The organism is Pseudovibrio axinellae (assembly GCF_900110875.1).
Lineage (GTDB): Bacteria > Pseudomonadota > Alphaproteobacteria > Rhizobiales > Stappiaceae > Pseudovibrio > Pseudovibrio axinellae.
In genome coordinates, this window is sequence record NZ_FOFM01000002.1 from 501,156 (window position 1) to 528,018 (window position 26,863).

Consider the following 26,863-nt stretch of genomic DNA (forward strand, 5'->3'; position numbering starts at 1 on the left):
GCGAAATTTACTTATCCAGACGCATCGGAATTCCAGAATCGGCCATGTGTTGTTTGGCTTCTTCAATGCTGAAAGTTCCAAAATGGAAGATCGAAGCTGCAAGCACTGCTGTTGCATGCCCATCGCGGACACCCTCGACAAGGTGATCCAAAGTGCCAACGCCACCGGAGGCAATCACTGGCACATGTACAGCATCGGCGATCGCGCGGGTAAGTGGCAAATTGTAGCCCTCTTGCGTGCCATCGCGGTCCATAGAGGTGACCAGAAGCTCACCAGCACCAAGGTCCACAGCCTTTCTGGCAAACTCAACAGCATCGATACCAGTTGGCGTACGGCCACCATGAGTGAAGATTTCAAACCGCTCTGGTTCGCCTTCAGAAGAGACGCGCTTGGCATCAATGCTGACGACAATACACTGGCTTCCAAACTTTTGCGCAGCTTCCCGAATGAACTCAGGATTTTTCACCGCTGCGGTATTGATTGAAACCTTGTCTGCACCAGCAATGAGCAGCTTGCGAATGTCTTCAACAGTGCGTACACCGCCGCCAACTGTTACGGGCATGAAGCAGGCTTCAGCAGTGCGCTGCACAACATCATAGATGGTGTCACGGTTGTCGCTTGATGCTGTGATGTCCAGAAACGTAAGTTCATCTGCACCAGCGGCATCGTAGGCTTTTGCAGCCTCAACAGGATCACCAGCGTCGATCAGGTCAACAAAGTTGACGCCCTTCACAACGCGGCCATCCTTCACATCAAGGCATGGAATGATACGCGCTTTTAGGGTCATGAAAGGGCCTCCCGGCTCTTTTTGATCAGCGCAAGAGCTTCATCTGGGTCAAGGCGTCCATCGTAAAGTGCACGACCGGAAATCGCACCCTCAAGAATGTCACAATCATGCTCAACCAAGCGCTCAATGTCTTTGATGTCTGCAAGGCCGCCGGACGCAATCACAGGAATAGAAACAGCGTTTGCCAGTTCCAAAGTGCTAGGAATGTTGAGGCCTTTTAGAACGCCATCGCGGTCGATATCGGTGTAGATGATCGCAGCAACGCCAGCGTCTTCAAACTGCTTTGCCAGATCAATCACGGTCAGCTCAGAGGTTTCAGCCCACCCTTCAACAGCAACTTTACCGCCCTTGGCGTCGATGCCAACAGCGATGCGATCAGGGTATTTTATGCAAGCTTCCTTCACCAGATCAGGGTCGCGCAAAGCAACAGTGCCAAGGATCACGCGGGCAACGCCCTTAGCCAGCCAGTTGTCGATGTGCTCCATGGTGCGGATACCACCGCCCAGCTGAACTGGGTTGCTGGTATTGGCAAGGATCGCATCAACAGCTTCGCCGTTCTTGCTCTCACCGGCAAATGCACCGTCCAGATCAACAACGTGTAGCCACTCAAAACCCTGGTCCTGAAACGCTTTCGCCTGTGCGCCAGGGTCATCATTGAAAACAGTCGCCTGTTCCATGTCTCCCAGTTTTAAACGCACGCATTGGCCGTCTTTAAGGTCAATTGCAGGAAAAATAATCATAGGTTTGTCCTTGGACTTGTCAGTGGTTCAGCGGGCAGCCCTTACGGCGCCCAGCTGAGGAAATTGGAGATAAGGGAGAGGCCGAGTTTCTGGCTCTTTTCAGGGTGAAACTGCGTGCCGATTATATTGTCTCGTCCCACCATAGCTGTGAACTCGCCAGCGTAATCAAAGCTGGCAATGCGGTGCTCTGGGTTTGCGACTGCGAAATGGTAGGAATGCACGAAATACGCATGCAGGCCGTCAGGTCCGGTCTGAATGCCGTCCAGAACCGGGTGGCTGTTGGGCCTAACATTAATCGTGTTCCAACCCATATGCGGAATTTTGAGGCTCGCATCCTCCGGCTTCATGGCTGTTACATCGCCAGAAATCCAGTCCAGCCCTACAGCTGGTTCAAACTCCAAACCGCGGGCTGCCAGAAGCTGCATGCCAACACAGATCCCGATAAGCGGCTTCCCTTTGGAAAGCACGGCTTCAGCCAGCGCATCTTCCATGCCATCGAGAGCCTGGAGGCCCCGGCGGCAATCTGCAAATGCGCCTACGCCCGGCAGGACAATACGATCCGCTTTTGCCACAACATCAGGGTCAGAGGTGACCTGCACATCATGAGTATGATGATGATTATGGGCTGCATGCTCGAACGCTTTTGCAGCGGAGCGCAAGTTACCAGAACCATAATCAATAATTGCCACACTCATGAAGGAACTCCTGTTATCGTTTGAGTGTCATTCCAACGACGTCTGTGTCGCTGGTTTGTGGGGCCAGTGGCCCCTGTGGAGGCCGCGCTTCTCTTTTGTTTTTAGAAACACGGTCAAAGAAACGGATTTCTGCCTCATCCAGATTGGCGGCAGAAACAAACCCGGCAACCTGCCAGTTTTTGCGTTGCAGGCTCCAGCTTTTCAAAAAACCAGCTTCCATCGCAAAGAGGAGCGTTGCCAAAAGGGTGATGAAGCCACCAGTTGTTGAACCAAAGAGTTGAGCCAAGAAAACAAATGCAACAACGGCTGCCAGATAACCAAGGAAGACCAGCCACATGCGATTATAGAGAGCCCAAAGGAGAGGGAACAGCATCGCCCACCAGGAAAAACCGTCTTTCACGAACATGATGTTTCGTGATTCCGTGTCCTTTAGGTGATTAAGGGAAACCTCAGGTTCGGTCATGACATAGTAGACAGCCATTTGCATTCTCCATAACTGACAGAGCTGCGGCCAAAAAGGTTAGCCGCCAAGCTGACCTTTTGTTGTCGGCACACGACCACTCTGGCGCGGATCTGGTTCGATAGCTGTGCGCATAGTACGCGCAACTGCTTTAAAGCATGTCTCCGCAATATGATGACAATTAGTGCCATAAACGTTTGCAATGTGCAGAGTAAAACCTGCATTCATGGCAAACGCACGGAAAAACTCTTCAAAAAGCTCAGTATCAAACGTGCCAATCTTGTCCCGTGGGAAGTCCACCTGCCAGACAAGGAAAGGGCGACCGGAAACATCCAGTGCCACACGGGTCAGGGCTTCATCCATTGCAAGATGAGTGTCTGCGTAGCGCGTAATACCGCTCATGTCGCCAAGCGCTTCTTTAAACGCCTGCCCCAGAGCAATACCCACATCCTCGGTGGTGTGGTGGTCGTCAATATGGTTGTCACCATCTGCGCGAATGGTCATGTCAACGAGCGAATGCCGGGAAAGTTGCTCCAACATATGATCAAAGAAACCAACACCGGTTTTGATGTCGTACTTACCTGTGCCATCCAAATTGACGGAAACAGAGATCGTGGTTTCTTTTGTGCCGCGGGCGATATTGGCCTGACGCATACTATGTCCCTTGATAAATATTGGCCCCGATACTCACACAAAACCCCTGCATAAGCATTTATGGACGCGCCGTTTTAACAGGCTAAGGGATCGCTGCAAATACCTAAACAAGAAAAAGCTAGGATCTGCTAGTCCCTCTGGTATTTCTCGGCACAAACTGTTAGGAACTGAGCCGTTTATCTATCAGATATTTGGAGCCTCGCATGCCTTATCGCCCAGCAAATGCAACTGATCGCCTGATCCTCCCGCTGGATGTCCCAACGGTTGATGAGGCCCGCCAGCTCGTCAAGCAAACACAGGGGCTCGTTGGTACATACAAAATCGGCATGCAGCTCCAGTTCGCAGGCGGCCTTCAGTTCGCTGAAGAGATGGCGAAGGAAGGGCACTCCATCTTCTTGGATGTGAAATTGCTGGATATCGACAATACCATCACCAGCGCGGTGAAAAACGTTGCAAAGATGGGCATGAAATTCATGACCGTGCACGCTTACCCGAAAAACATGCGCGCAGCCGTAAAGGCACTGGAAGAAGTCGGCAACAAAGACCTTTGCCTGCTTGGCGTCACCGTGCTCACCTCCATGGATGAGCAAGACCTTAAAGATGCAGGCTATGTTGGCCCTACAGCAGCGCTTGTTGAGCAACGCGCTCTTGATGCCGCCGCTGCTGGCGTTGGGGGTATCGTCTGCTCGCCAATGGAATCTGAAGCCATGCGCGCCAAAGTGGGCGACAAGCTCTGCATCGTAACACCAGGCGTCCGCCCTAAAGGCGCTGATGCTGGCGACCAGCGCCGCGTGATGACCCCATACGATGCCATCAAAGCAGGCTCCGATTACCTCGTCATAGGCCGCCCTATCTCCCGCGCCGAAAACCCACGGGCAGCTGCTGAAGCCGTCGTGGCTGAAATTGAGAGCGCTCTGTAAGAGCGGCCAGTTCTAAAGAACAAGAGCCTCTGCCAATCTCTGTCTGGCAGGGGCTTTAAACTTTCTCCATCTGTCTTTGTCTTTTGCATAATCGCTTAAGCTGCTCCCGATACCATTGGCACAAACGGTATAACTGGGAGCACACACCCGATGGACACCATCCTCATCACAGGCTTCGGAGCCTATGCCAATACGCCCACCAATCCGGCAGAAAAGCCGGCATTGTCGTTGGATGGCGAAGAGATCGCCGGTGCAAGGATCGTCTCACGCATCGTCTCCGGGGCGTATTTCCGCTGCATTGAAGAAACCGTCGCCGCTATGGAAGAGCTGAAACCCAGCGCCGTCCTGATGCTCGGTGAATATGGTGGTCGCTCCATGATCACGCTGGAACGCATCGCCCAAAACCTCAATGACTGTGCCCGATATGACGTCACCGATACGGCAGGTGTCACACTTCAGGGTGAATTGACCGCACCAGACGGACCCGTCGGCTACTACACAACCGTGCCCATAAGAGCTATGACCCAAGCCATGCGCGATGCAGGGGTGCCAACGGATATCTCTGACTCAGCCGCTACGTTCTGCTGTAATCACCTGATGTACGGTGTCCTGCACCATATCGCAGAAAACAAGCTTTCGGTCCGGGCAGGCTGGTTGCATCTGCCTCATCTGCCAGAAGTGGCCGCGATGATCCAAAATCTGGGAGCTCCCAGCATGTCCGTTGATACCCTGGTCAAAGGCATGCGGGCAGGAATTGAAGCGTTGCAGGAAAACTCTGAAGACCAGAACATCAACATCATCTCCAAAATGTTGATCTAGAGCACTTTCCAAACCACATCAGCATGGCACCCCGTGCCTGTCCTTTTGCCTGCCTCAACGGGCGAACTTAGGAGTATGTTCGCCATTTTACTGTATCATGTAGTCAAATTGATAGGATGGTTTGTCATGCCCCAAATGACGCCACAAGCACTTATGGTAAAACTCGGGTTGGATGGCGAAGGCGCGCCTGTCCTTAACAAGGATGGTGGCTACTCATTGCGGGTTGATCATACAGAAATTCGTATACGGGTGTACGGTAAGCGATTGAAAATAATGGCCTACCTGTCAGAGACAGCCCAGATACCGCAACATCTGATGGTTCAAATGCTGCTTGAAAACCATAGCGCAAAAAACAACTACACTTTCATCCCGGTGTCGCTCGGCCCTCCAGCTGTCGTGTCATGTATCGCTCTTCAGGGTCTGGACCTAGCGGAACTGAGGGCGTTTATTGCAGAATTTAAAGAGGTCGTTGGCACGTGGAAGGCAAAGTTTACCGCTGCCTCTGATCACAGGGAAACATGCGAGACACAGGAGCTGTCTTAGACGAAGGTCAGCGTCAACTTCAATGAAGCGAGTACTGTTGTGCCAGCCATGCTTGAATGTCTGAGATGACCTGATCCACCATAAAAACGCCCTCAGTGCCCTTAAAGGAATGGCCCATTTCTGGATACTCTTTGTATGTGATGTTGTTTTTGTGCAGTGCTTTGAGCTTTGTGATTTGCTCTTCAACCGCTTTGGGAGAAACACTTTTGTCCTGTCCGCCCTGCACAATCAAAAGGGGACTATCAATCTGGGTGAGGACTTCGAGTTGATCAAGCTTCAGCGCAATATGCCACCATTGATAACCATGAGCGCTCATGTTGAGTTCAAATGGTTCATGAGTGGTAACGCGCTGCGCAAAGCCTTTAAATCCTTCTGATGCCTCTTTAAAAGCATCCTCCGACATATCAGTGAACTGCATGCTGTGAAGGACGTCGTCAATGAAGTGACGTCCGCCAGCATTCAACGCAATGCTGGCTGTTACAAAATCAGCTCTGGCAGCAATCATATTCGCAACAACCGCGCCCTCGCTGCCACCAAGTAAAACCACCCGCTGGTATTCCCCACCTTCTTTAAGGTGTTTGATAGCTTTAATGTAATCCGCTGTTCGTCGCTCCAGTGAGTCATATTCGATGTAATCCGCTGGACAATCGTCTCGTTCGTCAACCTGCTTCCAAACAAGGTCCGAGGTAATGCCGTACTTCTCAACTGTTAGAACATCCGCTTCGGGCAGAGCCTGAGAGAACTGTTCATTGATCAGCGCGTTGTTTGCAACGCTGTTACAATCAGAGCCTTGAATGAGAACGAGTAGGTCAGATGCTTTTGCCCCGCTTTGAGACTTCAGATAGGCAGTGATCTCACTCCCGTCTTCTCGCTGCAAATGAAGGTCGGATGCAAAAGAAGTATGCGATACGGAAAGAACCAGGCACGCAACAAAAGCTCTTATGAAACCAGATTTCATCATACCCTCACTGGTAGATCTGACGGATGGCTGAAGCAGCACCAGCACGCAGCGCTTGGAACGGACGCCCAAAACGGGTTTGTGAGCTTGGATACCTTGTCAGAAATTGCGATACATCACACTAATTGAGTGCGTTTTAAGTTTCATGCATCCATAAGGCGAAATAATGACGCGACAGAGAGAGGACTGAACCCATGTGTAAGCTTTAAGCGTTTATCAAGTGCATTGTGAAGAGAGAGCTACTCTAAATTATGATAGCAATTATGTTCCATTGCTGTGTGCCATGTTCAAGGTCATTTAATCATGCCAGAAACGTCCTCCCTACCGGCTTCAACGCTGATAGCCCCGAGATCTGAGCTCAATTTCTTTCACGTAAACACCCTTAAAATAACCAGTAATCCAACCGCTTTGGATGTTTACCGTGCAATGACGAACAACCCTCCGCGCTTGCTCACCTTAGCGTTTTGGGTAAGAGACCAGATCTCTGCATCGGCAGGCATCGCAAAAATCAAGGGGTTTGGCGCACAACAAGAAACGCTGTCACCCAAGGTGGGCGACTATCTGGACTTCTTCCTTGTTGAACAGATTGATGACCGCCAACTTGCACTCACCTCCAGAGACAAGCACCTATCGGTGATGACCACCGTCAATGTCGATCCGATTACTGGGGGCGCATTGGTGCGCATCACATCCTCAGTTATCACGCACAATTGGTTCGGCACTCTTTATATGATCCCTGTTGGACCAGCTCATAAGCTCATTTCCGCACATATGCTCCAAAATGTAACCGCGGTTCATTCATCAAAAGGCTAACGGTGCCTCCTGTTTATTCTATGAGTATATGGAGCAAAGCGGCCAGAAGCCTCCCCAACATACAAAGTATGCCGGGAAGGTGCTTCCTAAGTGCGTTAAGGCAGGTTTACATTAAGCAGGGCGTTCCGGGCGTATGCCAACGCAAACCTCGGCCTTAGAGACGCAGAAGAACGCTAGTAATCGCCTTTCATATGGCGGCTACCAGCATGTGTGCGCTTGATCATCTTGCCAAAGTCCTTTGTGCGAGCACGAGACTGCGCAACGGTCTCGCTGTTGTATTGCTCTTCCCGCTCCAGTTTCTGCCAGCGTTTTAAACGGCCAGAATCAAGCTCTCCAGATTGGATCGCTGATTGAATGGCACATCCTGGCTCTGTACCGTGACTGCAATCAGAAAAACGGCACTTGCCTGCAAGCTCAACCAGATCCTGAAAGACTGCTGAAACACCTTCTGACGCGTCATGCAGGCGTAACGCACGCATACCCGGCGTATCCATCAACCAGCGCCCGTCGCCCACTGGGTACAGGCATCTTGATGTGGTGGTATGGCGCCCTCTTGCATCATCCTCGCGAATTCCAGCGGTCTTGGCTGAAGAACCGCTTAAACTGTTGAGAATGGTGGATTTACCAACACCAGATGAGCCAACCAGCGCGGCTGTTTGGCCAGTTTTCCACCAATCGAAAAGAGGGGTGATTTGTGTCTCGTCGCGCGTATCCAACGCGATGACTGGCAAAAGCCTGTCGATTTTCTGAACTTCGCACTCATAGGTGCGTGTATCTTCCACAAGGTCCGCTTTCGTCAGCAAAACGACGGGTTGAACTCCCGCTTGCTGCGCCAATGCTAGATATCGCTCCAGCCGCGCAACGTTGAAGTCCTTATTGCAAGAGGTTGTAATGAAAAGTACGTCCAAATTGGCGGCAATCAGTTGTGTGCGAACATCTTCTCCTGCTGCCCGCCGGCCGACTTCGGTGAGTCTGTCCAACATGCGAACAACCTGAAGGTGCTCGTCAAAGACAACCCAGTCACCAACGGCGTATTCACCGGTAGAGCCGTGATTTGTAACGCTTAAAGAGAGTTCGCCCTCATTGCTAATGCCGATTAACTGGTTTCTATGAACCTGCGTAATCCGCGCAACAGGAAAGGTTTGCAGCTCATGCTCATGAAGCTGCATCATAAAGTGAGCTGACCAACCCAGCTCATTCAATTTATGGGACATTTATTTGCCTGAAAAAGAAGATCACCAAAAGGACACCGTTGCAAACGCATACGGCCCCTAAAGTGGGTCAGGCAGGCAAGGCGTGTTGCCTACTTAAACGAACCTGCCTGAGGCACCTTTATTTCAATCATTAAACACCTCCTTTGGCTACGTTTCGGGGCATCACACTCTTGTGCAATAACAATGAGCTTATAGAGCTGTTTGGTGTTTGGCAAGCAGGATTACGATGTGGCAAATTAGCAATTTAGGGGTGTGGCTTTGCCGCAAGTGCAAGGTGGATCATGCGGGCGATATCCAGAACATTTTCATCCAGCGCCTGCTCTACAATCTTGATGTCCACCGACATATCAAAGAGCCTGCCAAGCGAGCTCGCATAAGGCGTGTGCCGATAATTGCGGCTAATGACAAAACCGCATGAGGGCCCCACTTTCAACTCACAGCTCTTCTTTTTCTTCTTAAGGCTGACAATGCAACCATGGCCCCAGTCATCGGTAAAGGGAAATACGATTTGCCCTTTCACCTTGGTGTTGAGGTACAATGAAGCGGGAACCGTTGTTGTCCCATAACAAAGGTAGGCACGGTCTAAGAGCGCTCCGTTGTAATCAGCATGGATATTCTCAAAGCCCTTCAGGTTTTCCTGGCATTTATCATGGAGTTGTTCATGTGGCTCGTCGAAATAGACAACACCTTCTGGGCCAATGACATGAGCAATAATAGCCGTGAAGTAGCCAAGCCCGGAACCTGATTCAAAAACCGTCATGCCTTTCTTTAGAGCGGACCAATTGAAGATCTGCGCCCACAATGAGGGCTGACCCGTGTTGATGTTGGCGCCTTGAATCAGCTCCACCAACATATCTTGATAAAGGTCCTTAGGATCATCCAAAACAGCCCTACGGCCATACCCAGGTGTTGTAATAGCCACGTGCCACGGAGGAGGGAACAGGAAGTTCTCTTTGCGAATGTTGGCAAAAGCGTCTAGCAGCAAGGCGCGATTTCCACCACGCAGATTGTAACAAACTTCCTGTGCGTATGCGCGTTCAGACATTGCAGAAGTGTCGCTGCCTTAGAAGAAAAGGTTCGAACTTTTAAGCGCTCTCAGAACAATTGAAGTCCAGTTGAAATGAGAGGCCAAAGTTCAACAGTGGCTTGTGTGCGGAGCGAGCTGTATTGCCAGTTGCAGCAAGAAGCATATCTCTCAGCACTCTTTGAATAGTAACACTGAGTTCCCAGTTGATGAACAGCTGGCACAGATCACTCAGCCTGGGGCTTTTGATAGTTGTAAATGGCACAAAGGTTGGGTTGGCTATCAAGGTTGCTGTCAGAAACGGGGGGCGAGTCGCCTTGAAATACGTTCATGCTAAGCTCGTCAGCAGTCGGATAGCTCAAGACAATATAGCCATCTGTCGTGTTGGTCATGCAAAAGCTGTTGTCGCGGATCAGTTTTAGCTTATCTGCACCCGTAAAACGGTAAAGATGAGGGATGTCGCCCTTTACGGCCTCAATCGGTAGAACACTGCCGGTGCTCATGGTGATCGCTGTGGGAGACACCTCAATATCACCCGTAATGCTCATGGCGGTGGTGCTAAAGGCAGCCCACTTTTCGCTAGCGTTACTTTCCGCCTGTGCAATCGGTGTTGGAATAAGTGCAAAACAAAAAGCGGCGAGGACTACTATATTTTTCACGGTTCTGATCCCTTTCAGCAGCCTTTCTACGACTTGTTGTAGGTGAACGAGCCGCAGAATCCGGCTTGCTGGTCAATGCTCTTGCCTGGTTCAGGTGGTTTGTCTCCGCCAAAAACATCAATGACAAGAAAGTTCGGCTGAGACTTGTCGATGATCATGTACCCACTATCAACGCCCTCCTCGCAGAAAACCTTGCCCTCTGACAGCTTGAGAGAGGATGCTCCGGAGAAAGAGAACAGGTTGGGTGTATATCCTTCAACACCGGTAATTTTGAGGACGCCTGACGTACCCAGCTCCATCGTGCCGGGAGCAAGAATAATATTTCCGGTGGTCTGCTCAGCAGACAAGCTGTACGCGTGCCAGTTCTCCGGGCTGGTGATTTCCGGCTCTTGGGCGATGGAGCTGACAGGTGCTGTCATAAGGGCAGTAATGCCCAGCGCGCCAACGATATTTCGAAATCTTGGATGCCGCATTGTCAAGTCTCTTGGGCCTGTAAATGGTTGTCGTGGCGAGTCTAGGTGGCGAACATAAATATCTTCCTAGATCGAAATATCGAATTGCATGCAAAACAAAAGCCACGCTGGAACCCAGCGTGGCTTTGTAAGAGTGTCGGCGAAAATGCCTGAAACTCGAAATTCTTAGTTTGGCTTTGCTTCGCCATTTTCGCTAACAGTTGCCTGTTGAGCGGAAGATGCCTGTGCAAGGTTCTGACGGTACAGAGCTGCAAAATCGATTGGGTCCAGCAGCAGTGGAGGGAAGCCACCATTGCGTGTGGTGTCTGCAAGAATGTTGCGAGCAAACGGGAACAGCATGCGTGGGCACTCGATCAGGATGAACGGATGCATATGCTCTTGTGGAACACCAGTAATCTGGAAAACGCCACCGTAAACGAGCTCAACAGCAAACAAAACTTGCTCAGGAGTGTTGGCTTTTGCGTTCAAAGTGATAATGACTTCAAACTGGTCTTCGCCAATTGGGTTCGCACCAACGTTTACATTGATGTCGAGCTTTGGCTGTTCACCAGGCTGCAAAGATTTAGGAGAATTTGGGTTTTCGAAAGACAGATCCTTGATGTACTGGGCAAGGATGTTCATACCTGGAGCAGCTGCTTCGCCCTGTTCACCAGCAGTATTGGCTTCACTCATATCGTTTTTCCCGTGTCGCAATAAAAAACACTGGTACAACTTACTGTCACTCTTAAAAGAATGTTTGCCGTACCTGCGCAACTAGATGGTGGCTAGCATGCCCCAGAAGAGGATACAAGACTATGCTCACATTTCAGCGGCAAAACAGCATGGTTCTGCCATATAACCCATTGGCAAGTGGATCACCTGTGATTTATGAAGGGCATCTGTGAGATGTTGGAGCGAGAATAAATGTTAAATACACAGGAAGGGCAGCCGCGACTGTTAGACCCGCAGATCAAGCTGGATACGCTTGTGCGTCTGCGCTGGCTGGCAGTGGCTGGGCAAACTGTCTCTTTGCTGGTGGTGCATTACCTTCTCAACTTCCCACTTCCTATTGGCTATGGCTATGTTCTGGTTGCTGCTTCGGCATGGCTAAACGTCATTTTGAAAATCCGTTGGCCGTCAAGTACACGTATTTCCAAAAACGCAGCAGCACTGCAGCTCGCCTACGATATCATCCAGCTCGGTGGTCTCTTCTACCTCACAGGCGGGCTGGGCAATCCGTTTTGTTTCCTCATCCTCGCACCCGTGGTGGTGTCTGCAACAGCATTGTCGTCCCGCAACACTATCCTTCTTGGTGTTTTGGCTGGCGCAATCGTCACACTGCTCACCGCCTTTCACATGCCACTGCCATGGTATGATGGCACACAGATCGACCTACCCCCGTTGTATGTGGTGGGCGTGTGGTTCTCGCTCATGTGTTCGATGTTCTTCATGGCAACTTATTCTCTCAGGGTCGCTGAAGAGGCACGCCAGCTGTCCAATGCGCTTGCAGCAAGTGACATGGTTCTGGCGCACCAAAAGCATTTGTCGGCTCTGGATGGGCTTGCAACCGCCGCTGCGCATGAACTAGGCACACCGCTGGGCACGATCTACCTGACAGCAAAAGAACTCTCCACCGAGTTTGAGCAGGGAGATCCACTGCGTGAAGATGCAGAACTGGTCTACTCTCAAGCCGCCCGCTGCCGTGAAATCCTGAAAAAACTCACCAGCCTGTCCAGCGATGCAGACAAGGTATTCCAGCGCATGCCGATTTCGTTGCTGCTGGCAGATGTGTCTGAACCTCACCGCGGCCTTGGTATTGATATCAAGCTCCAGTCAGAGGGTATAGGGCCAGAGCCAATTGGCCTTCGTGACCCAGCAATCAGCTATGGTCTGGGCAATCTGCTGGAAAATGCTGTCGACTTTGCACAAAGCACGGTTCTCTTCGAGGCGAAGTGGGACGAAAAATTCGTAGAAGTCTTCATCGTGGATGATGGCCCCGGCTTTGCACCTGACGTGCTCGCAAGAATGGGCGAGCCCTACGTTTCAAAACGGACAGCCCCGGCAATCTCTGAAGGGGAAGCCGATGAGCTGGAGTTAGAAATCGAACGCCAGTCAGGCGGTGGCTTGGGTCTTGGGTTCTTTATTGCAAAAACACTGCTTGAACGATCTGGCGGAAGAGTTATTTTCCATAATCGAAATGCACCCGATCACGGTGCTTTGGTTCATATCCGCTGGCCACGTGAAATCATGGATCAGGGCGGGCAGACTCCGCAGAGCTGAGAGTAAATCTCTAGGCATCCTAGTAAAATTACTTTAGCGAAATCTGGCTATAAAAGCCCTTGAGAACTTCCTTTAACTGAAAAATATACTAGAGTATCCTGTATATACCGTAGATTAATCGGACCTGGAAAATGACAGAACCAGAAGCTGCACCTCTTGGACGCCTTCTAATTGTTGATGACGATCGTGCATTTCAACAGCGTTTAGAGCGCGCGATGGAGAAACGGGGTTTCCAAACGGAAACCGCAGATGGCGTCAGAGAAGCGCTGAGTAAAGTTGCAGTGCAGGCACCTGATTATGCAGTCGTTGATATGCGTCTTGAAGATGGCAGCGGTTTGGATGTCGTCGAAGCAATCCGCATGAAAAAGCCGGATGCTCGCGCCATTATCTTGACAGGTTATGGAAACATCGCGACCGCCGTTACTGCAGTAAAACTTGGCGCTATTGATTACCTTGCAAAGCCAGCTGACGCTGACGATATCCTGGCTGCGCTAACCCGCCGCCCAAACGAGAAAGCCCCACCGCCTGAAAACCCAATGTCTGCTGACCGGGTTCGCTGGGAGCATATTCAACGCGTTTACGAACTATGTGATCGCAACGTTTCTGAGACGGCTCGTCGCCTGAACATGCACCGCAGAACACTGCAGCGCATTTTGGCAAAGCGCGCACCGCGCTAAACCATCGCGACATCATTATATGAATACAAAAGCGCGGCCTTAAAACCGCGCTTTAAATTTGTTTGTTGGAGAGAAATGTAGAAGCGTTTAGCTTTTCTCTTCGCTCTCAATGCTGTGCTTTTGGATCAGCGGCAGTTGGAACATAGTGAAGACCATTGTGATCGGCATAAAGCCAAACACCTTGAAATCCACCCAGAAGTCCGTTGAAAAATTGCGCCAAACGACCTCGTTTATCACCGCAAGAACAAAGAAAAAGACGCCCCAGCGAATAGTGAGTTTGCGCCAACCTTCCGCGTCCAGTTTAAATGCACTGTCGAAGACATAACCAAGCAGCGATTTTCCGAAGAACAGCCCGCCTAGCAAAATTGTACCAAACAGCGTGTTTACGATGGTCGGCTTGAGCTTAATGAAAAGCTCATCCTGCAAATACAAGGTGAGAGCACCAAACACGAGCACCACGACCCCCGAAACAAGCGGCATGACCGGTAGGTGACGGGTGAGTGCATAGGAAACGCTTAGAGAGATCGCAATGGCCACCATAAATGCAGCTGTAGCGATAAAAATAGGTTGGCCTAAGGCACCAAGTGCTGGGAAGAGTTCCGCCAGCTGTGCGCCTCTGGAATTGGCAACAAAGAAAACGCCCAATGGTCCGAGCTCAAGGGCCAGTTTCAAAAGTGGCGAAACGTCTTGGCGCTCAGTTGTCTGCGTAGAGCGTTCTGAATTCATCTGCAAGGGCTTCCTGTTGTTGCTTTTCTCCTGACCTGAGAGATTTAAGCAGCAATTTTGCTATTAAAAGGGCAATTAAGAGCGAATTTGTCAAATCGTCAAGTTTTATACCTGCCGCCCTCAATGAACTACGGTAACGTGCAACAATATGACCACAGCAACCCTTATGGTCTAAACCTAAGAAAAATACTAGGATTTGACTGTGGTGCCCTAAGATGGAGCTTTTGTTTACGCTAAAACGAGATCTCACCTAACGATGATATTTGAAGGTATTTCTAAAATGGCTGTTATCGCAATTCTTCTGGTCGCGCTGGTTATTGGCGTTACTGCTAAAATGGTCTGGCAAAATATAAAGGTGCCTGCGTATGTGGGAATGCAAGACGGCAAGTTTGCCCCACTGCCAAGTTCACCGAATGCAGTTTCCTCTCAAACCAACGAGACAGCTCGCAAAGTGGAGCCTCTGCCAACACGGGCGACGCTGGAAGAAACTCGCAACGCGATAACGCACACCCTATCGCAATTGGGCAAGAACAAGATCATCACGTTAGAGGGCTCTTATGTGCATACGGTCTTCACAAGCGCTCAGATGGGTTACAACGATGATGTTGAGTTTTGGATTGATCAGGATGAAGGCGTCGTTCACTACCGCTCACAATCCCGCGTAGGCTATGGCGATATGGGTGCAAACCGTGCGCGCTATGAAAACTTCAAACGGATCTATTCGGCCAACTAAAGTGACTCTTAGGCAACTTACAAAAATGTAAGTCTCGCAGAGTCATTACAATGTTGAAATGACTCATGTTTTTCATTTTTTAAAATATTGTAAAGCCAAGCTTTAGCGCGGCATCCTGACGGAGTTTAGAGACGATTTTGACTCGCTAACAATTTTGTTAGCTACTCTAAGTATCAGAAAATAAACGTATAACTGGAAGGTGGGTTAGGGGGCGTTGAGGAGCTGGCATTTGAAGAAAATGAAATTCGGGTTCTTTGAAAGCTTCTCGTAGTGCGCCGGAGACTTCGCTTTCATTTCTTCTGCAGGTGTTCCCTCCTGCAAGTCCACCACACACATACCTGCGTTAGAAAGCCAGCGGAACAGCATGGAAAGAGGTCGTCGGTAAAAACTCACTTTGACCGGCTGGCCGATTGTGTGCCACTCCTCCGTAACATGCTCTTGACATAGGTAGGACCCACTGGGGGAGCATTGCGCATCAATGAGAGGGTGATGCGTTGAGAAGATAAAACACCCGCCCGGCCCCAGCACATTCCCAATATCAGAAAACAGCTTATTCAGATCTTTAATGTAGTGGATCATAAGAGGGCAGATCACCAGATCAAACGGGCCTTGAACCTGCGATGGTAATCCTAAAGACAGGTCAGCTACATGGCACGTTACATCTCCACCCAGCTTGGCATTCACCAGCTTCAACATCTGCTCAGAGGCATCTACGCAAGTCACATCCGCTCCACGCTCATGCAAGACCTGAGCATAGACACCAGGCCCGCAGCCAAGATCCAGAACCTTCAGCCCCTTCAACGCAGGTAACATGCCCAGCAGTGTCGGGCGTTCCAAAAGAGCGTTGTAAATGTTCTCCTGGATCGCCTCATCATATTGCGCAGCAAACTCGCTATAGAGTCGAGATGACATTCAAAAGCTCCTTATCTGGCATACGTCTTTTGAAAGTTGAGGTCGGTTTTTAATTCATAAAAAGCAACGAAAAGGCAAGTTAGAGCCTTTGGGCAGATCACAAGAGGCAATGACCCGGTATCTGGAGGCAGGCGAGTTGCTAAGGCAAATGATTTGGGCTCACATCCAAAGCTGCCTCACACGAAATCATAGCGCTTGCAAATTTTGTCAATCAACGTCCCGTCGGAGAGTCTCGCATTCTTCAGCACCTTGTAATCTTGGAAGCCACAAGAACGGTAGTACGCAAGGCCGCCAGTATTGTCAGCGCGGATCGTTGCATTGATGGCGACCATGCCTTTGCCGTCCAGAGCTGCAAGCGTTGCTTTGAAAAGTGCGCTGCCAATGCCACGGGTCTGAATGCCCGGTTTCACGAAGGTGCCGATATCAACCCAGTCTGCGGGGATATCTCCAAAATGGCTCACGGTCTGAAAACCAAGTGGTTCGCCGGTTTCCCGGTCAATGGCACAAACACTGCTCTCTAGAATCTCCGCCTCTAGGAACCATGAAATGAACTCAGCCTTGTTCAGCGGCTTTTCAAGAGCGCTTATTCCGCCGCTCTCAATAATCTGGTTAAGAAGGGCGAGTAGTTCACCCACATCATTTCTTTGTGTCTTGCGGGTGAAAAAATCGGTTCTAGTGGAAGGGGCGGTGTTGTCCATTTCAAACTCTCAGCTCAACGCAAAAAAACTGCATTCCTTTCAAACCAACGCACATAGTAACGCAAAACCCGGCTAAAACTTTGTTCTTGCACGCAAAGCTTGGGCAAGTGTGCCTTCATCCAGGTAATCCAGCTCCCCACCAACAGGAACACCATGTGCAAGGCGGGTTACTTTCACATCCTCAAACTGAGCAAGCTGGTCTGTAATGAAGTGCGCGGTGGTTTGGCCTTCAACGGTGGCATTCACCGCGAGGATAACTTCAACGACGTTGCCGCTCGCAACCCGCTCAACCAACTTCGAAATATGCAGATCATCTGGCCCAACACCGTCCAAAGGGGATAGCGTTCCTCCGAGGACATGATAGTGCGCGCTGACAGCGGATGCACGCTCTAACGCCCACAGGTCAGAGACGTCTTCGACCACCACAATCGTCGTGCCATCTCTGCGTGGGTCTGAACAGATCGTGCAGGGATCACTAGTATCTACCGTGCCACACTGCGAGCAAATGCCCACATGTTCAACTGCAACGCCCATCGCTTCTGCAAGAGGGATCAGCAATTGTTCTTTCTTTTGAACAAGATGCAAGGCAGCGCGTCTGGCAGAGCGCGGGCCAAGGCCGGGCAACTTGGAAAGTAGCTGAATGAGGCGTTCAATTTCGGGACCAGCGACTTTGCGTGTACTCATCGGAAAAATATGCTCACTGCAAGAAAGAGAGGGGCTTAGTGCAAATCAGGTTTGCAGGCAGTGCCAGATAAACTATGCCCGCCGGAATCGGCGGGCAAGCGGGAATAAGTATTCCTTAGAAGATTGACCAAAACACCACCTGTTTGCGGTTTAAAAGCAACAGTGGTGACATCTATCACCTTCAATCAGAATGGGAGTTTCATACCTGCTGGCAGACCCATACCGGACATTAGCTCTTGAGTGCGCTCCTGCACCAGCGCTTCGCCTTTACCCTTCGCATCATTATGCGCAGCGAGGATAAGGTCCTCCAAAATCTCAGGTTCATCAGACTTGATCAAAGATGGATCAATCTTCAAACCAGTCATTTCACCTTTACCATTCAAGGTAACAGTAACCAGGCCTGCACCTGAAGTACCTTCAACTGAAAGGTCATTAACCGCACTTTGAAGGTCGCCCATTTTTTCCTGCATCTGCTTGGCTTGCTTCATCATTTTGAGAAAGTCCATCGACTGGCTCCTTATTCTTTGTTGAGCATGTTTAAGCGCTCGATCAATTCTGCTCTTAAGGTTTCATACCATGGAAACCTTAGAAATCCTCGGTGAAATCAATAGAATCTGTCGGATCGATGTCTGTAACTTCAGAAGCTGTCTCGAAGGGAATATCTTCCTCCTGCTTCAAAATGCGAACATCGACCACCTTCGCTCCTGGAAATGCAGCTATCAGCTTAACGATCTCAGGATCAGAATGCGCATCGGAAACCAACTGTCGCTGATTAGCTTCCTTTTCCTCATGAATAGTAGGACGCCCCTGATCACGGCTGACCGCAACAATCCAGCGTCGGCCAGTCCATTCAGTTAGCTTACGGCCCAATTCACCCGCCGCATCAGCAGTGGCAATTTCGGTTGGCTGCACTTCGATACGACCTGGCTGAAAGTTGACAAGTCGGAGCGCGCGCTCAACGGAAACCTTAACCGGAATGTCTTTCATTCTGGCTGCAAGCTGAGCAACTTCCTGCCAGGACCGGATAGCAATCTTCTCGTGCAGTTCTTCGGCGCGGCGCATCTGTGGGGCAGTTTGAGGAGCTACGCCAACAGCTTGTGCCATGGCTTGCCCACCTGCAACAGTCCGCAACTGAGGAGCTGAACCACGGCCGGAAGAAACTGCACTTGCTGTTGAGCCACCACCGCCTTGCGGCGCATTGCCTGTTGGAGCTCCACCCGATGCCGGGGAGAACTTACCAGACTTCAAGAGCTTTAAGGCCTCTTCAGGGTCTGGAAGGTCAGAGGCATAACATAAACGCACCAGCACCATATCGGCAGCAGCGAGGGGCTTAGGTGCAGTCTGCACCTCATTAATTCCCTTCAGCAAAATCTGCCAGGTGCGAGAAAGGATACGCATTGTGAGCTTCTCAGCAAACTCACGCCCCCTCACTCTTTCACTTTCTGTGACGGAAGCTTCATCGCCAGATTTCGGCACAGCTTTCAACCGCGTTACAAGATGCGTAAAATCTGCAAGGTCAGAAAGGACAACAGCCGGATCCGCACCTACCTCATACTGCGCTTTAAGTTCGTCAAGAGAACTGGCGATATCGCCGCGCATAACATGCTCGAACAAATCTATCACACGGCTGCGGTCAGCAAGGCCAAGCATCTGACGCACTTCGTCCGCTGCAATCCTGCCCGCTCCATGCGCAATAGCTTGATCTAACAAGCTTAAACTGTCTCGCGCAGAGCCTTCACCTGCGCGGGCAATGAGGGCCAGAGCCTCATCGGAAATTTCTATCCCCTCCTTGCCGGAGATTTCCTGCAGCAATGAAACAAGCGTGGAGCTCTCAATACGGCGCAAGTCAAAGCGCTGACAACGGGAGAGAACAGTAACAGGAACCTTGCGGATCTCGGTGGTTGCGAAGATAAATTTGACATGTTCAGGCGGCTCTTCCAGCGTCTTCAACAAACCGTTGAAAGCCGACTTGGAGAGCATATGCACCTCATCGATAATGTACACTTTATAACGTGCACTCGCAGGCCGATAACGCGCTGCCTCGGTTATCTCGCGAATATCATCAATACCGGTGTGAGATGCTGCATCCATCTCGATCACATCAACATGCCGGCCTTCCATGATCGCCTGACAATGTGTGCCCGGTTTATCTAAGTGTATGGTCGGTTTATCGATTTCGCCAGGGACTTCGTAGTTCAAACCACGGGCAAGAATACGGGCTGTGGTTGTTTTACCAACACCGCGAACACCCGTCAGCATCCATGCCTGAGCGATACGGCCTGTCTCAAATGCGTTTTGTAGGGTTTGGACCATAGGCTCTTGGCCATATAGGTCTTCAAACGAGCTTGGTCGGTATTTACGGGCGAGAACGCGATAAGCACCATCACTGCTGCCGGAAGTTGTCACTTTGGCGCTGTTTGCTGCTTGATGTTCGTCTTGAAGATCTATTCCGTCCATATAGCCCAAATCCTCTGCCACTCAACGGCAAGGTAAAACTCATTCCCGGCCATTCAAGACGAAGACCGGCCGCTTGTCGAGTATGGGCGCGGAGAAAATTAGGTGGGAGGCTGGCACGATGACCCGTGCCATGGACTCGTTAGGGCTGCTTCCTTCCGGATCTGACCCGGTTGGCGAGTGGCTCGTCCACCACCAACCTCCCGATCGTGTATATGGGCGTTTTGCCTAAATTATGCAAGTGCATCTTTGATGTTTACGGCTTGTCACTGTGGACGAGAGTGTGAAACAGTGTTCATCCCACATGTGTTGCGCCAAAGAAAGTGCCAGTCGGTCATTGCATTTAGATGATATCTCGGTTTCACTTTCCCAAATTTTTAAGTTTAAGGAATTCAAAATGCTGGCCGAAACCACTGAGGCGTTTGATGCTTCCGCCGCCCTTTGCTACTCCGTAAGTTCACTCAATCGATACGGGGAAAAGCGTAAGGATACAGAATGGGTTAAATCTCTTAGGGATCTGCCAGAAACTCGTTTTTTAATACAGGCAAACGATGGCTTTATTTTCAATAAGGAAGCCACTTTTGAGCCTTCGCTCCACTCTGCCAAGGTGTTGGAGCAGCTGGACATTGCCAATGGGACCACAATCTTCCTTGGTCTTGATGAAAATGACGGTGATCGCCCATACTTCGCTGTTCGGTATGAAGCTGACGCTGATAGTTTGGAAGCAGAACTGGAAAAACAAGGGCCTTACGCTGCATATGGATTGCGCGGCGTTGCGATGAAAAATGCTGCGAGCCGTGAAGTGCTTGGCATGATGGCACAAGCGGCGGCTGTTGGGCGTTGGCATGTCTCCCATCAGATGTGCTCTAAATGTGGTGAGCCAACAAACGTGGCTGACGCTGGTTATCGTCGCGATTGTCCTTCTTGTTCAGCTCAGCACTTCCCGAGAACTGACCCTGCGGTGATAATGTTGATTACGCATGGGGATAAATGTTTGATGGGGCGCCCGTATCAGCTTGCCGAGGGGGTCTATACGACGCTGGCCGGGTTTGTTGAGCCAGGTGAAACCTTTGAAGATGCTGTGCGCCGCGAAGTCTTTGAAGAAGCGGGCGTAAAAGTTGGAAAGGTCACTTATATTGCGAGCCAACCATGGCCATTTCCTTCAAATATCATGGTTGGTTTTCATGGGGAAGCGCTCACAACTGAATTGGATATAGACTACGATGAAATGGAGGATTGTCAGTGGTTTTCCAAAGAGGAGACACTAAAGATGATCCGAGGCGAGGCCGAATCTGGGTTGATTTGTCCCCCTGACATCTCAATCGCGCATCAATTGATCAAGATCTTTACTGAGGAATAATCACCCATGGTTGCGTAGAGCCGATGGTTATCTAACAGGTGCTCAAAGGCGCCGGGGGAGGAGACATGACCTATTGCATATATTTGAGCCATCCGAATGTTGATATTGATCCGGCAACACCAGTTCCGCACTGGGATCTCTCGGATAAAGGCCGGGCTCGGCTGGAACAAGGTCTGCGTCAACCCTGGTTGCTGGAGATTGAGCACGTGATCTCCAGCAAGGAGAAGAAAGCCATCGAAACGGGTCAAATCATTGCAAGCCATCTAGGCATTGAGCTGACCACGGCTCTGGACCTGCATGAAAACGACCGTAGCGCGACAGGTTTTCTGCCGCCAGAAGAGTTCGAACGGGTAGCAGACGAGTTTTTCTCGCGCCCAGCTATAAGTGTTCGCGGCTGGGAGCGAGCATTAGATGCTCAAAGCCGCGTCATTGCGGCAATTCAGTCCGCGCTTCAGTCTGTGCCACAAGAAGAGCCGGTCCTCTTCTCAGGCCATGGTGCAGTCGGCACTTTGCTCAAATGCCACTTGGCGAACAGGGCGGTTGCCCGTGAGTTTGATCAGCCCGCTAAGGTTGGAGGCGGATGCTGGTTCAGGTTTGATCGGGTGGACCTGGAGGCGTGTTCAGCTGATATCAACAAACTCGGTTGGCAGCTGATTGATCAAGTTGCACTCGTGAGCTGATCTAAGAGCTTGTATTCAGCCAAGGCAGCTCTTGTTCAGGCAGGTGCAAATGCTTATCTAAGTGCCATCTGTTTTCATCAATTCGGCACAAAATATGTTATCGGCAGCAATAAAATCATTTTCACAAGTTTTTGAGCCCAGTTTCCGAAGCCTGCTATTTAAGGCTTTGGGGCTTACCCTTCTTCTCCTGCTCGTTGTCTGGATCGCGATCCAGGGTGTTGTTGGCTATTTCATAGACCTGCCACTAGATTGGCAGGATACGACGGTCAGCATCGTAACGGGTATTGGAGCCTTGATCGGGCTGGGCTTTATGCTCGCTCCGGTCTCTGCAATGGTCGTGGCATTCTATCAGGATCAGATTTCAGATCTGGTAGAAGAGCAGAGTTACCCTAATGACAGACGCGGTAAGGCTCTTCCCCTCGGTGAATCCATTGTAACAGCGCTGCGCTTTGTGGGGGTTGTGATCGTCGCCAATATTTTCGCTCTTATGCTCTTCTTCATCCCGGGCATTGGACAGATCGCCTTCCTGTTAATCAACGGCTACTTGCTCGGACGTGAGTATTTTGAGTTCGTCGCGATGCGTTTCATGCCGACTGAAGAAGCCAAGGTCTTTCGTAAGTCACAAGGCGGAACAGTGTTTGCAGCTGGTTTGATTATCGCCTTTGTTCTGGCTGTCCCAATTTTGAACTTAATCACTCCATTGTTCGCAACCATTTTTATGGTGCACATGTTCAAAAAGCTTCGTACTCGACGCAATTTGCCCGTCTAAATGGCAATAATCCAATAAATAGGAATAATATTCAGAAATGAGTTGGGGTGCGGCAAGAGGTATTGTTGCTGATGATCTGCATTGGGCGCATTCCTTAAATGAGGAACATGCGCTCGAATTGTCGCCACTTTCGCCAGATGGTTTCTCAGAGTTGATCGAGAAGGCAATTTATGTGCGGGTTGCAGGGCATGAAGCAGGTCTCTTGGTGGCATATGACCAAAGTGGAGAGTATTTTTCTATCAACTTCAAATGGTTCTGTTCTAAGTACGACAACTTCCTCTATGTGGACCGTATCGTTATTTAAAAGGCTGAACGCCAACAGGGTATTGCGCGTACTCTATATGAGGAGTTGTTTCAGTTCGCAAAAGCAAACAGCTACAAACGCGTTGTATGAGAAGTAAACTCAGATCCCCCCAGGCCAGCTTCCGACGCGTTTCACGCTTTTTTGGACTTTGCTGCTGTAAGGGAAGCTGCCCTGCAAGGTAAAGGGAAAACTGTCAGGTACATGGAAAGAACGCTCTATAGCGCCTTTACCTACAGTTAGAACTAAGCAATGCATCTTCGAGATATAAATATGAGTCTTCGGCATCGGCTGGTCGCCTTACCCGAGCGTTATTGTATGAAACAAGGTCATCCCCGAAAGGCATTGTGAGCAGAGCACGACGTAAGATCGTGACCAGCCAGTGCCGACACCCATCAGGTTGACCAGCTTCCGCTTGGCCTCTGCACTGTTGGCTTTCATGGGGTGTTTCAACGAACCCACCGAAAGATGCGTTATTTCTTTCAGTAGCCCCGACCAGCTCACACCTAACTGACGGCCGTTCTGCCAGTTGCCCGTTTATGTGAGCACTCATTAAGAGTAGAGCGGCGTAAAGGAGGGAGAATAAGTTTTTTGCCTTCTTGGGGCTGTCACAGTGTCAATTGCGGTGCAGTGAAAAGCCGGTTTTCCAGGCTGGCCGAATTCTTCGTGTTCTTGAAAGCAGAGATATGCGGCATGCTAGAGACAGCCTTTTCAGTAAGAATATTCACCAACATCTCACAGAACCTATTTAAGAAGCATTACACAACGGCTGAGAGCTAGGATAACCCGCAGCCGCTCTCTACTGGAAAAAGCAGAACACTGCTCTAGATTGATAGTGATAGTAGGAAGCGTTCATTCAAGTGAATGTACCTTACTTTAACGTCATAATATTTGTTAGATTTTCTGAAAAATTCTATATATTTTCAGAAAAGTAAATATGACTATAAAATTCAAGATAATAAGCTATCAGTTTTTGGAGCTTGGTGCGTTAGAAAAAACACAGTTGACCCTACAAAATCTAATCATTTTGGCCAATTTTAAGGGCAAACCTAGTACAAAAAGCATTTAGTTGCATAGGATGCTTTGACGCACCCTTAAACTGAAGGTATTAGAACCTGACACAATGCCTTGTTTTGTTACGCGTACGTAAACGTAACCATAACCAGGGACGGGAGAGAGATTTATGGCGAACGCTGACCTTAAGGCCAACCGGCCATTATCGCCCCATCTTCAGATCTATAAGCCGATCGTGACGATGGTGATGTCCATTCTACATCGCATCACCGGGGCGGCGCTTTATTTTGGAACGATTTTGATGGCATTCTGGCTTGTCTGCGCAGCAGCAGGTCCTGAATCCTATCAATTTGCAATGGACGTGTTCGGCTCATTCTTGGGTCGTTTGGTCCTCTTCGGCTTTACTTGGGCACTTGTGCACCACATGCTTGGCGGTCTGCGCCACTTCATTTGGGACATGGGCCATGGCTTCGACTTGTCAGCAGCGAACTGGATGGCTCGCGCGACGATCGTAGGTTCTGTTGCCCTTACCGTGATCCTTTGGATCATCGGCTTCATCGTCGCTTAAGGAGAGAGCAATGACTGATATGCGCACTCCGCTCAAAAAGGTAACCGGACTTGGTTCAGCTAAAGACGGTACAACGCATTTCTTGCGCCAGCGTTTAACCGCGGTCGCAAATGTGTTTCTTATTTCCTTCTTTGTTATCCTCGTTATCGCGCTTCAGGGCGCTGATTATGCGAGTTTCACTGAAGCACTTTCAAACCCGATCATCTCCACCTTGCTGCTTTTGGTGATCTTGGTCGGCTGCCTGCACATGAAGCTGGGCATGCAAGTCATCATCGAAGATTACGTTCACTCAGAAGGCCTCAAATTCCTTCTTCTTATGGGAAATGTATTCTTCGCTTCTATTATCGCACTCGCTTCTGTTGTTGCAGTGCTTAAAATCAGCTTCGGAGCCTGATCTAGATGGTTGAACAGACCGGTGTATCGACAGCGCCAAGCCAGAGCGGCAAGGCCTATGAGTTTGTAGACCACAAGTTTGACGTTGTGGTCGTTGGTGCTGGTGGCGCTGGCCTTCGGGCAACGCTCGGTATGGCAGAGCAAGGTCTCAAAACAGCTTGTATCTCCAAGGTGTTTCCGACCCGCTCGCACACAGTTGCAGCGCAGGGTGGTATCGCAGCCAGCTTGAAAAACATGACGCCAGATTGCTGGCAGTGGCATATGTATGACACTGTAAAAGGCTCTGACTGGCTGGGCGATACGGACGCGATGGAATACCTCGTCCGTGAAGCTCCAAAGGCAGTATATGAGCTGGAGCACTACGGTGTGCCATTCTCTCGCACGGAAGAAGGTAAAATTTACCAGCGTCCGTTCGGCGGGCATATGCAGAACTATGGTGAAGGTCCTCCAGTACAGCGCACTTGCGCGGCGGCAGACCGTACAGGCCATGCGATCTTGCATACCCTTTACGGTCAAGCTTTGCGTCACAACGCTGATTTCTTCATCGAGTACTTCGCGCTTGATCTCATTATGTCTGAAGATGGCAAGTGTGAAGGCGTTATCGCATGGAACCTTGATGACGGTACAATCCATCGCTTCTCTGCGAAGATGGTTGTGCTGGCAACTGGCGGCTATGGTCGTGCGTTCTTCTCTGCAACATCTGCCCACACTTGTACAGGTGATGGTGGCGGAATGGTCGCTCGCGCAGGCCTGCCATTGCAGGATATGGAGTTCGTACAGTTCCACCCAACTGGCATCTACGGTTCGGGCTGTCTGATTACTGAGGGTGCTCGTGGTGAAGGTGGTTACTTGGTAAACTCCGAAGGCGAGCGCTTTATGGAGCGTTACGCACCTTCGGCCAAAGACCTTGCTTCTCGTGATGTTGTCTCCCGTTGTATGACGATGGAAATCCGCGAAGGTCGTGGTGTTGGCAAAAACAAAGACCACCTCTTCCTGCATCTGGATCACCTTGATCCTGATTTGTTGGCTGAGCGCCTTCCTGGTATTTCCGAAAGCGCACGCATCTTTGCGGGTGTTGACGTTACCAAGGATCCAATCCCGGTTCTGCCGACTGTTCACTACAATATGGGTGGTATTCCAACCAACTATTGGGGTGAGGTGCTAAACCCAACTAAAAAAGAGCCAAACGCTATCGCGCCGGGTCTGATGGCCGTTGGTGAAGCTGGATGTGCATCTGTTCACGGTGCAAACCGTCTTGGATCTAACTCTCTGATCGATCTGGTTGTATTTGGTCGTGCCGCTGCGATCCGCGCTGGTGAAGTTGTTGACCGTGAAGCTCCAATTCCAGAGCCAAACGAAGCTTCCTCTCAGAAGATCATGGCGCGCTTTGATAAGTTGCGCTTTGCTAAGGGTTCTATCCCAACGGCCGAGCTGCGTTCGAAGATGCAAAAGACCATGCAGGAAGACGCTGCTGTGTTCCGTACACAGGAGAGCTTGGAGCAGGGTTGTAAGCGCATCTCCGCGATATGGGGCGAAATGCAAGACATTCACGTGTCAGATAGCTCTATGATCTGGAACTCTGATCTTGTTGAGACGCTTGAGCTTGAAAACCTCATGGCAAATGCAATCACAACTGTTTACGGAGCTGAAGCGCGTAAAGAGAGCCGTGGTGCGCATGCTCGTGAAGATTACAAGGACGGTCCTTTCGATGGTCGTAATGATGAAGAGTGGCGTAAGCACACCATCTCCCACCTCTCTGAGGATGGTAAGGTGACTTTGAGCTACCGTCCGGTTGTTCTTGAGCCGTTGACCACCTTTGAACAAGGCGGCATCGACATGAAGAAGATCGCACCGAAAGCCCGCGTCTACTAAGGCG

General features: G+C 50.3%; 31 protein-coding genes and 1 other RNA gene. 14 read left to right on the forward strand and 18 right to left on the reverse strand.

Annotated elements, in window-relative coordinates; genetic code table 11:
• Positions 1-7: 7 nt before the first annotated feature.
• Genes hisF through hisB form a run of 5 tightly spaced genes read right to left on the reverse strand, consistent with a single transcriptional unit; the run spans position 8 to position 3,336 of the window.
• Complete coding sequence (gene hisF, locus BMZ51_RS07220) at positions 8-787, reverse strand: imidazole glycerol phosphate synthase subunit HisF (protein ID WP_068005213.1); 780 nt, start codon at positions 785-787, stop codon at positions 8-10.
• A complete protein-coding gene (hisA, locus tag BMZ51_RS07225) occupies positions 784-1,527 on the reverse strand; it encodes a 1-(5-phosphoribosyl)-5-[(5-phosphoribosylamino)methylideneamino]imidazole-4-carboxamide isomerase (RefSeq protein ID WP_068005215.1) in 744 nt (247 codons plus the stop codon). The genes hisF and hisA overlap by 4 nt, the downstream gene beginning before the upstream one ends.
• A gap of 41 nt (positions 1,528-1,568) precedes the next feature.
• Positions 1,569-2,222: an imidazole glycerol phosphate synthase subunit HisH gene (gene hisH / locus BMZ51_RS07230; protein WP_068005218.1), complete on the reverse strand. Its 654-nt coding sequence runs from the start codon at positions 2,220-2,222 to the stop codon at positions 1,569-1,571.
• A gap of 13 nt (positions 2,223-2,235) precedes the next feature.
• Positions 2,236-2,709 (reverse strand): DUF2628 domain-containing protein, encoded by a 474-nt coding sequence (locus BMZ51_RS07235; protein ID WP_068005220.1) that lies wholly within the window; start codon positions 2,707-2,709, stop codon positions 2,236-2,238.
• A gap of 33 nt (positions 2,710-2,742) precedes the next feature.
• Positions 2,743-3,336: an imidazoleglycerol-phosphate dehydratase HisB gene (gene hisB, locus BMZ51_RS07240; protein WP_068005222.1), complete on the reverse strand. Its 594-nt coding sequence runs from the start codon at positions 3,334-3,336 to the stop codon at positions 2,743-2,745.
• A gap of 203 nt (positions 3,337-3,539) precedes the next feature.
• On the opposite strand from hisB, the gene pyrF reads away from it, so the two are divergent.
• The 3 genes from pyrF (at position 3,540) to BMZ51_RS07255 (ending at position 5,618) form a co-directional block, all read left to right on the forward strand.
• On the forward strand, positions 3,540-4,256 hold the full coding sequence (pyrF, locus tag BMZ51_RS07245) for an orotidine-5'-phosphate decarboxylase (protein ID WP_068005224.1): 717 nt from the start codon (positions 3,540-3,542) through the stop codon (positions 4,254-4,256).
• Between the two features lie 150 nt (positions 4,257-4,406).
• Positions 4,407-5,075: a pyroglutamyl-peptidase I gene (gene pcp / locus BMZ51_RS07250; protein WP_068005225.1), complete on the forward strand. Its 669-nt coding sequence runs from the start codon at positions 4,407-4,409 to the stop codon at positions 5,073-5,075.
• Positions 5,076-5,201: 126 nt separating this feature from the next.
• Positions 5,202-5,618: a hypothetical protein gene (locus tag BMZ51_RS07255; RefSeq protein WP_139201350.1), complete on the forward strand. Its 417-nt coding sequence runs from the start codon at positions 5,202-5,204 to the stop codon at positions 5,616-5,618.
• 19 nt (positions 5,619-5,637) lie between these two features.
• On the opposite strand, the gene BMZ51_RS07260 is transcribed toward BMZ51_RS07255, so the two are convergent.
• Positions 5,638-6,576, reverse strand: a complete 939-nt coding sequence (locus BMZ51_RS07260; RefSeq protein WP_068005228.1) for an alpha/beta hydrolase family protein — start codon at positions 6,574-6,576, stop codon at positions 5,638-5,640.
• Positions 6,577-6,879: 303 nt separating this feature from the next.
• On the opposite strand from BMZ51_RS07260, the gene BMZ51_RS07265 reads away from it, so the two are divergent.
• Entirely contained in the window at positions 6,880-7,389 is a 510-nt protein-coding gene (locus BMZ51_RS07265; RefSeq protein ID WP_068005235.1) for a DUF2867 domain-containing protein, read from the forward strand.
• Positions 7,390-7,562: 173 nt separating this feature from the next.
• Here the strand turns inward: BMZ51_RS07265 and rsgA are convergent, their stop codons facing one another.
• From rsgA to secB, 5 genes are all read right to left on the reverse strand, one after another.
• On the reverse strand, positions 7,563-8,603 hold the full coding sequence (rsgA, locus tag BMZ51_RS07270; protein WP_068005237.1) for a ribosome small subunit-dependent GTPase A: 1,041 nt from the start codon (positions 8,601-8,603) through the stop codon (positions 7,563-7,565).
• 244 nt (positions 8,604-8,847) lie between these two features.
• Positions 8,848-9,648, reverse strand: coding sequence for a protein-L-isoaspartate O-methyltransferase (locus BMZ51_RS07275; protein WP_068005239.1), 801 nt, complete (start codon positions 9,646-9,648; stop codon positions 8,848-8,850).
• Positions 9,649-9,854: 206 nt separating this feature from the next.
• Entirely contained in the window at positions 9,855-10,286 is a 432-nt protein-coding gene (locus BMZ51_RS07280) for a lipocalin/fatty acid-binding family protein (protein ID WP_208979340.1), read from the reverse strand.
• Between the two features lie 26 nt (positions 10,287-10,312).
• Positions 10,313-10,759 (reverse strand): hypothetical protein, encoded by a 447-nt coding sequence (locus BMZ51_RS07285; protein WP_068005245.1) that lies wholly within the window; start codon positions 10,757-10,759, stop codon positions 10,313-10,315.
• Positions 10,760-10,924: 165 nt separating this feature from the next.
• On the reverse strand, positions 10,925-11,431 hold the full coding sequence (gene secB / locus BMZ51_RS07290; RefSeq protein ID WP_068005246.1) for a protein-export chaperone SecB: 507 nt from the start codon (positions 11,429-11,431) through the stop codon (positions 10,925-10,927).
• A gap of 231 nt (positions 11,432-11,662) precedes the next feature.
• On the opposite strand from secB, the gene BMZ51_RS07295 reads away from it, so the two are divergent.
• Together BMZ51_RS07295 and BMZ51_RS07300 are read left to right on the forward strand one after the other, a co-directional pair.
• On the forward strand, positions 11,663-13,018 hold the full coding sequence (locus BMZ51_RS07295) for an ActS/PrrB/RegB family redox-sensitive histidine kinase (protein WP_068005247.1): 1,356 nt from the start codon (positions 11,663-11,665) through the stop codon (positions 13,016-13,018).
• Positions 13,019-13,149: 131 nt separating this feature from the next.
• Positions 13,150-13,695 carry an ActR/PrrA/RegA family redox response regulator transcription factor gene (locus BMZ51_RS07300; protein ID WP_068005252.1) on the forward strand — a complete coding sequence of 182 codons (546 nt, stop codon included), beginning with the start codon at positions 13,150-13,152 and terminating at the stop codon, positions 13,693-13,695.
• A gap of 87 nt (positions 13,696-13,782) precedes the next feature.
• Here the strand turns inward: BMZ51_RS07300 and BMZ51_RS07305 are convergent, their stop codons facing one another.
• Positions 13,783-14,421, reverse strand: coding sequence for a septation protein A (locus BMZ51_RS07305; protein ID WP_068005253.1), 639 nt, complete (start codon positions 14,419-14,421; stop codon positions 13,783-13,785).
• 280 nt (positions 14,422-14,701) lie between these two features.
• On the opposite strand from BMZ51_RS07305, the gene BMZ51_RS07310 reads away from it, so the two are divergent.
• A complete protein-coding gene (locus BMZ51_RS07310) occupies positions 14,702-15,154 on the forward strand; it encodes a DUF1499 domain-containing protein (protein ID WP_068005255.1) in 453 nt (150 codons plus the stop codon).
• Between the two features lie 204 nt (positions 15,155-15,358).
• Here the strand turns inward: BMZ51_RS07310 and BMZ51_RS07315 are convergent, their stop codons facing one another.
• The 6 genes from BMZ51_RS07315 to ffs form a co-directional block, all read right to left on the reverse strand.
• Entirely contained in the window at positions 15,359-16,066 is a 708-nt protein-coding gene (locus BMZ51_RS07315; RefSeq protein ID WP_068005256.1) for a class I SAM-dependent DNA methyltransferase, read from the reverse strand.
• Between the two features lie 176 nt (positions 16,067-16,242).
• A complete protein-coding gene (locus tag BMZ51_RS07320) occupies positions 16,243-16,764 on the reverse strand; it encodes a GNAT family N-acetyltransferase (RefSeq protein WP_068005257.1) in 522 nt (173 codons plus the stop codon).
• A gap of 72 nt (positions 16,765-16,836) precedes the next feature.
• Complete coding sequence (gene recR, locus BMZ51_RS07325) at positions 16,837-17,448, reverse strand: recombination mediator RecR (protein ID WP_068005259.1); 612 nt, start codon at positions 17,446-17,448, stop codon at positions 16,837-16,839.
• 185 nt (positions 17,449-17,633) lie between these two features.
• Positions 17,634-17,954, reverse strand: coding sequence for a YbaB/EbfC family nucleoid-associated protein (locus BMZ51_RS07330; RefSeq protein ID WP_068004408.1), 321 nt, complete (start codon positions 17,952-17,954; stop codon positions 17,634-17,636).
• Between the two features lie 79 nt (positions 17,955-18,033).
• Positions 18,034-19,905, reverse strand: coding sequence for a DNA polymerase III subunit gamma/tau (locus tag BMZ51_RS07335; RefSeq protein ID WP_068004406.1), 1,872 nt, complete (start codon positions 19,903-19,905; stop codon positions 18,034-18,036).
• A 102-nt stretch (positions 19,906-20,007) separates the two neighbouring features.
• An RNA gene (ffs, locus tag BMZ51_RS07340) (signal recognition particle sRNA small type) lies at positions 20,008-20,106 on the reverse strand.
• Between the two features lie 193 nt (positions 20,107-20,299).
• On the opposite strand from ffs, the gene nudC reads away from it, so the two are divergent.
• From nudC to sdhA, 7 genes are all read left to right on the forward strand, one after another.
• The gene (gene nudC, locus BMZ51_RS07345; RefSeq protein WP_068004403.1) at positions 20,300-21,262 is read left to right on the forward strand and encodes an NAD(+) diphosphatase; all 963 of its coding nucleotides are present in this window, start codon (positions 20,300-20,302) and stop codon (positions 21,260-21,262) included.
• A 65-nt stretch (positions 21,263-21,327) separates the two neighbouring features.
• On the forward strand, positions 21,328-21,942 hold the full coding sequence (locus BMZ51_RS07350; RefSeq protein WP_068004400.1) for a histidine phosphatase family protein: 615 nt from the start codon (positions 21,328-21,330) through the stop codon (positions 21,940-21,942).
• A 94-nt stretch (positions 21,943-22,036) separates the two neighbouring features.
• The gene (locus BMZ51_RS07355; RefSeq protein WP_068004398.1) at positions 22,037-22,711 is read left to right on the forward strand and encodes a sulfate transporter family protein; all 675 of its coding nucleotides are present in this window, start codon (positions 22,037-22,039) and stop codon (positions 22,709-22,711) included.
• A gap of 37 nt (positions 22,712-22,748) precedes the next feature.
• Positions 22,749-23,015 (forward strand): hypothetical protein, encoded by a 267-nt coding sequence (locus BMZ51_RS24280; protein WP_208979341.1) that lies wholly within the window; start codon positions 22,749-22,751, stop codon positions 23,013-23,015.
• Positions 23,016-24,195: 1,180 nt separating this feature from the next.
• Positions 24,196-24,594 (forward strand): succinate dehydrogenase, cytochrome b556 subunit, encoded by a 399-nt coding sequence (gene sdhC / locus BMZ51_RS07365; protein WP_068004395.1) that lies wholly within the window; start codon positions 24,196-24,198, stop codon positions 24,592-24,594.
• A gap of 10 nt (positions 24,595-24,604) precedes the next feature.
• Entirely contained in the window at positions 24,605-24,988 is a 384-nt protein-coding gene (gene sdhD, locus BMZ51_RS07370; protein ID WP_068004392.1) for a succinate dehydrogenase, hydrophobic membrane anchor protein, read from the forward strand.
• 5 nt (positions 24,989-24,993) lie between these two features.
• Positions 24,994-26,859, forward strand: coding sequence for a succinate dehydrogenase flavoprotein subunit (sdhA, locus tag BMZ51_RS07375; RefSeq protein ID WP_068004390.1), 1,866 nt, complete (start codon positions 24,994-24,996; stop codon positions 26,857-26,859).
• Positions 26,860-26,863: the final 4 nt, after the last annotated feature.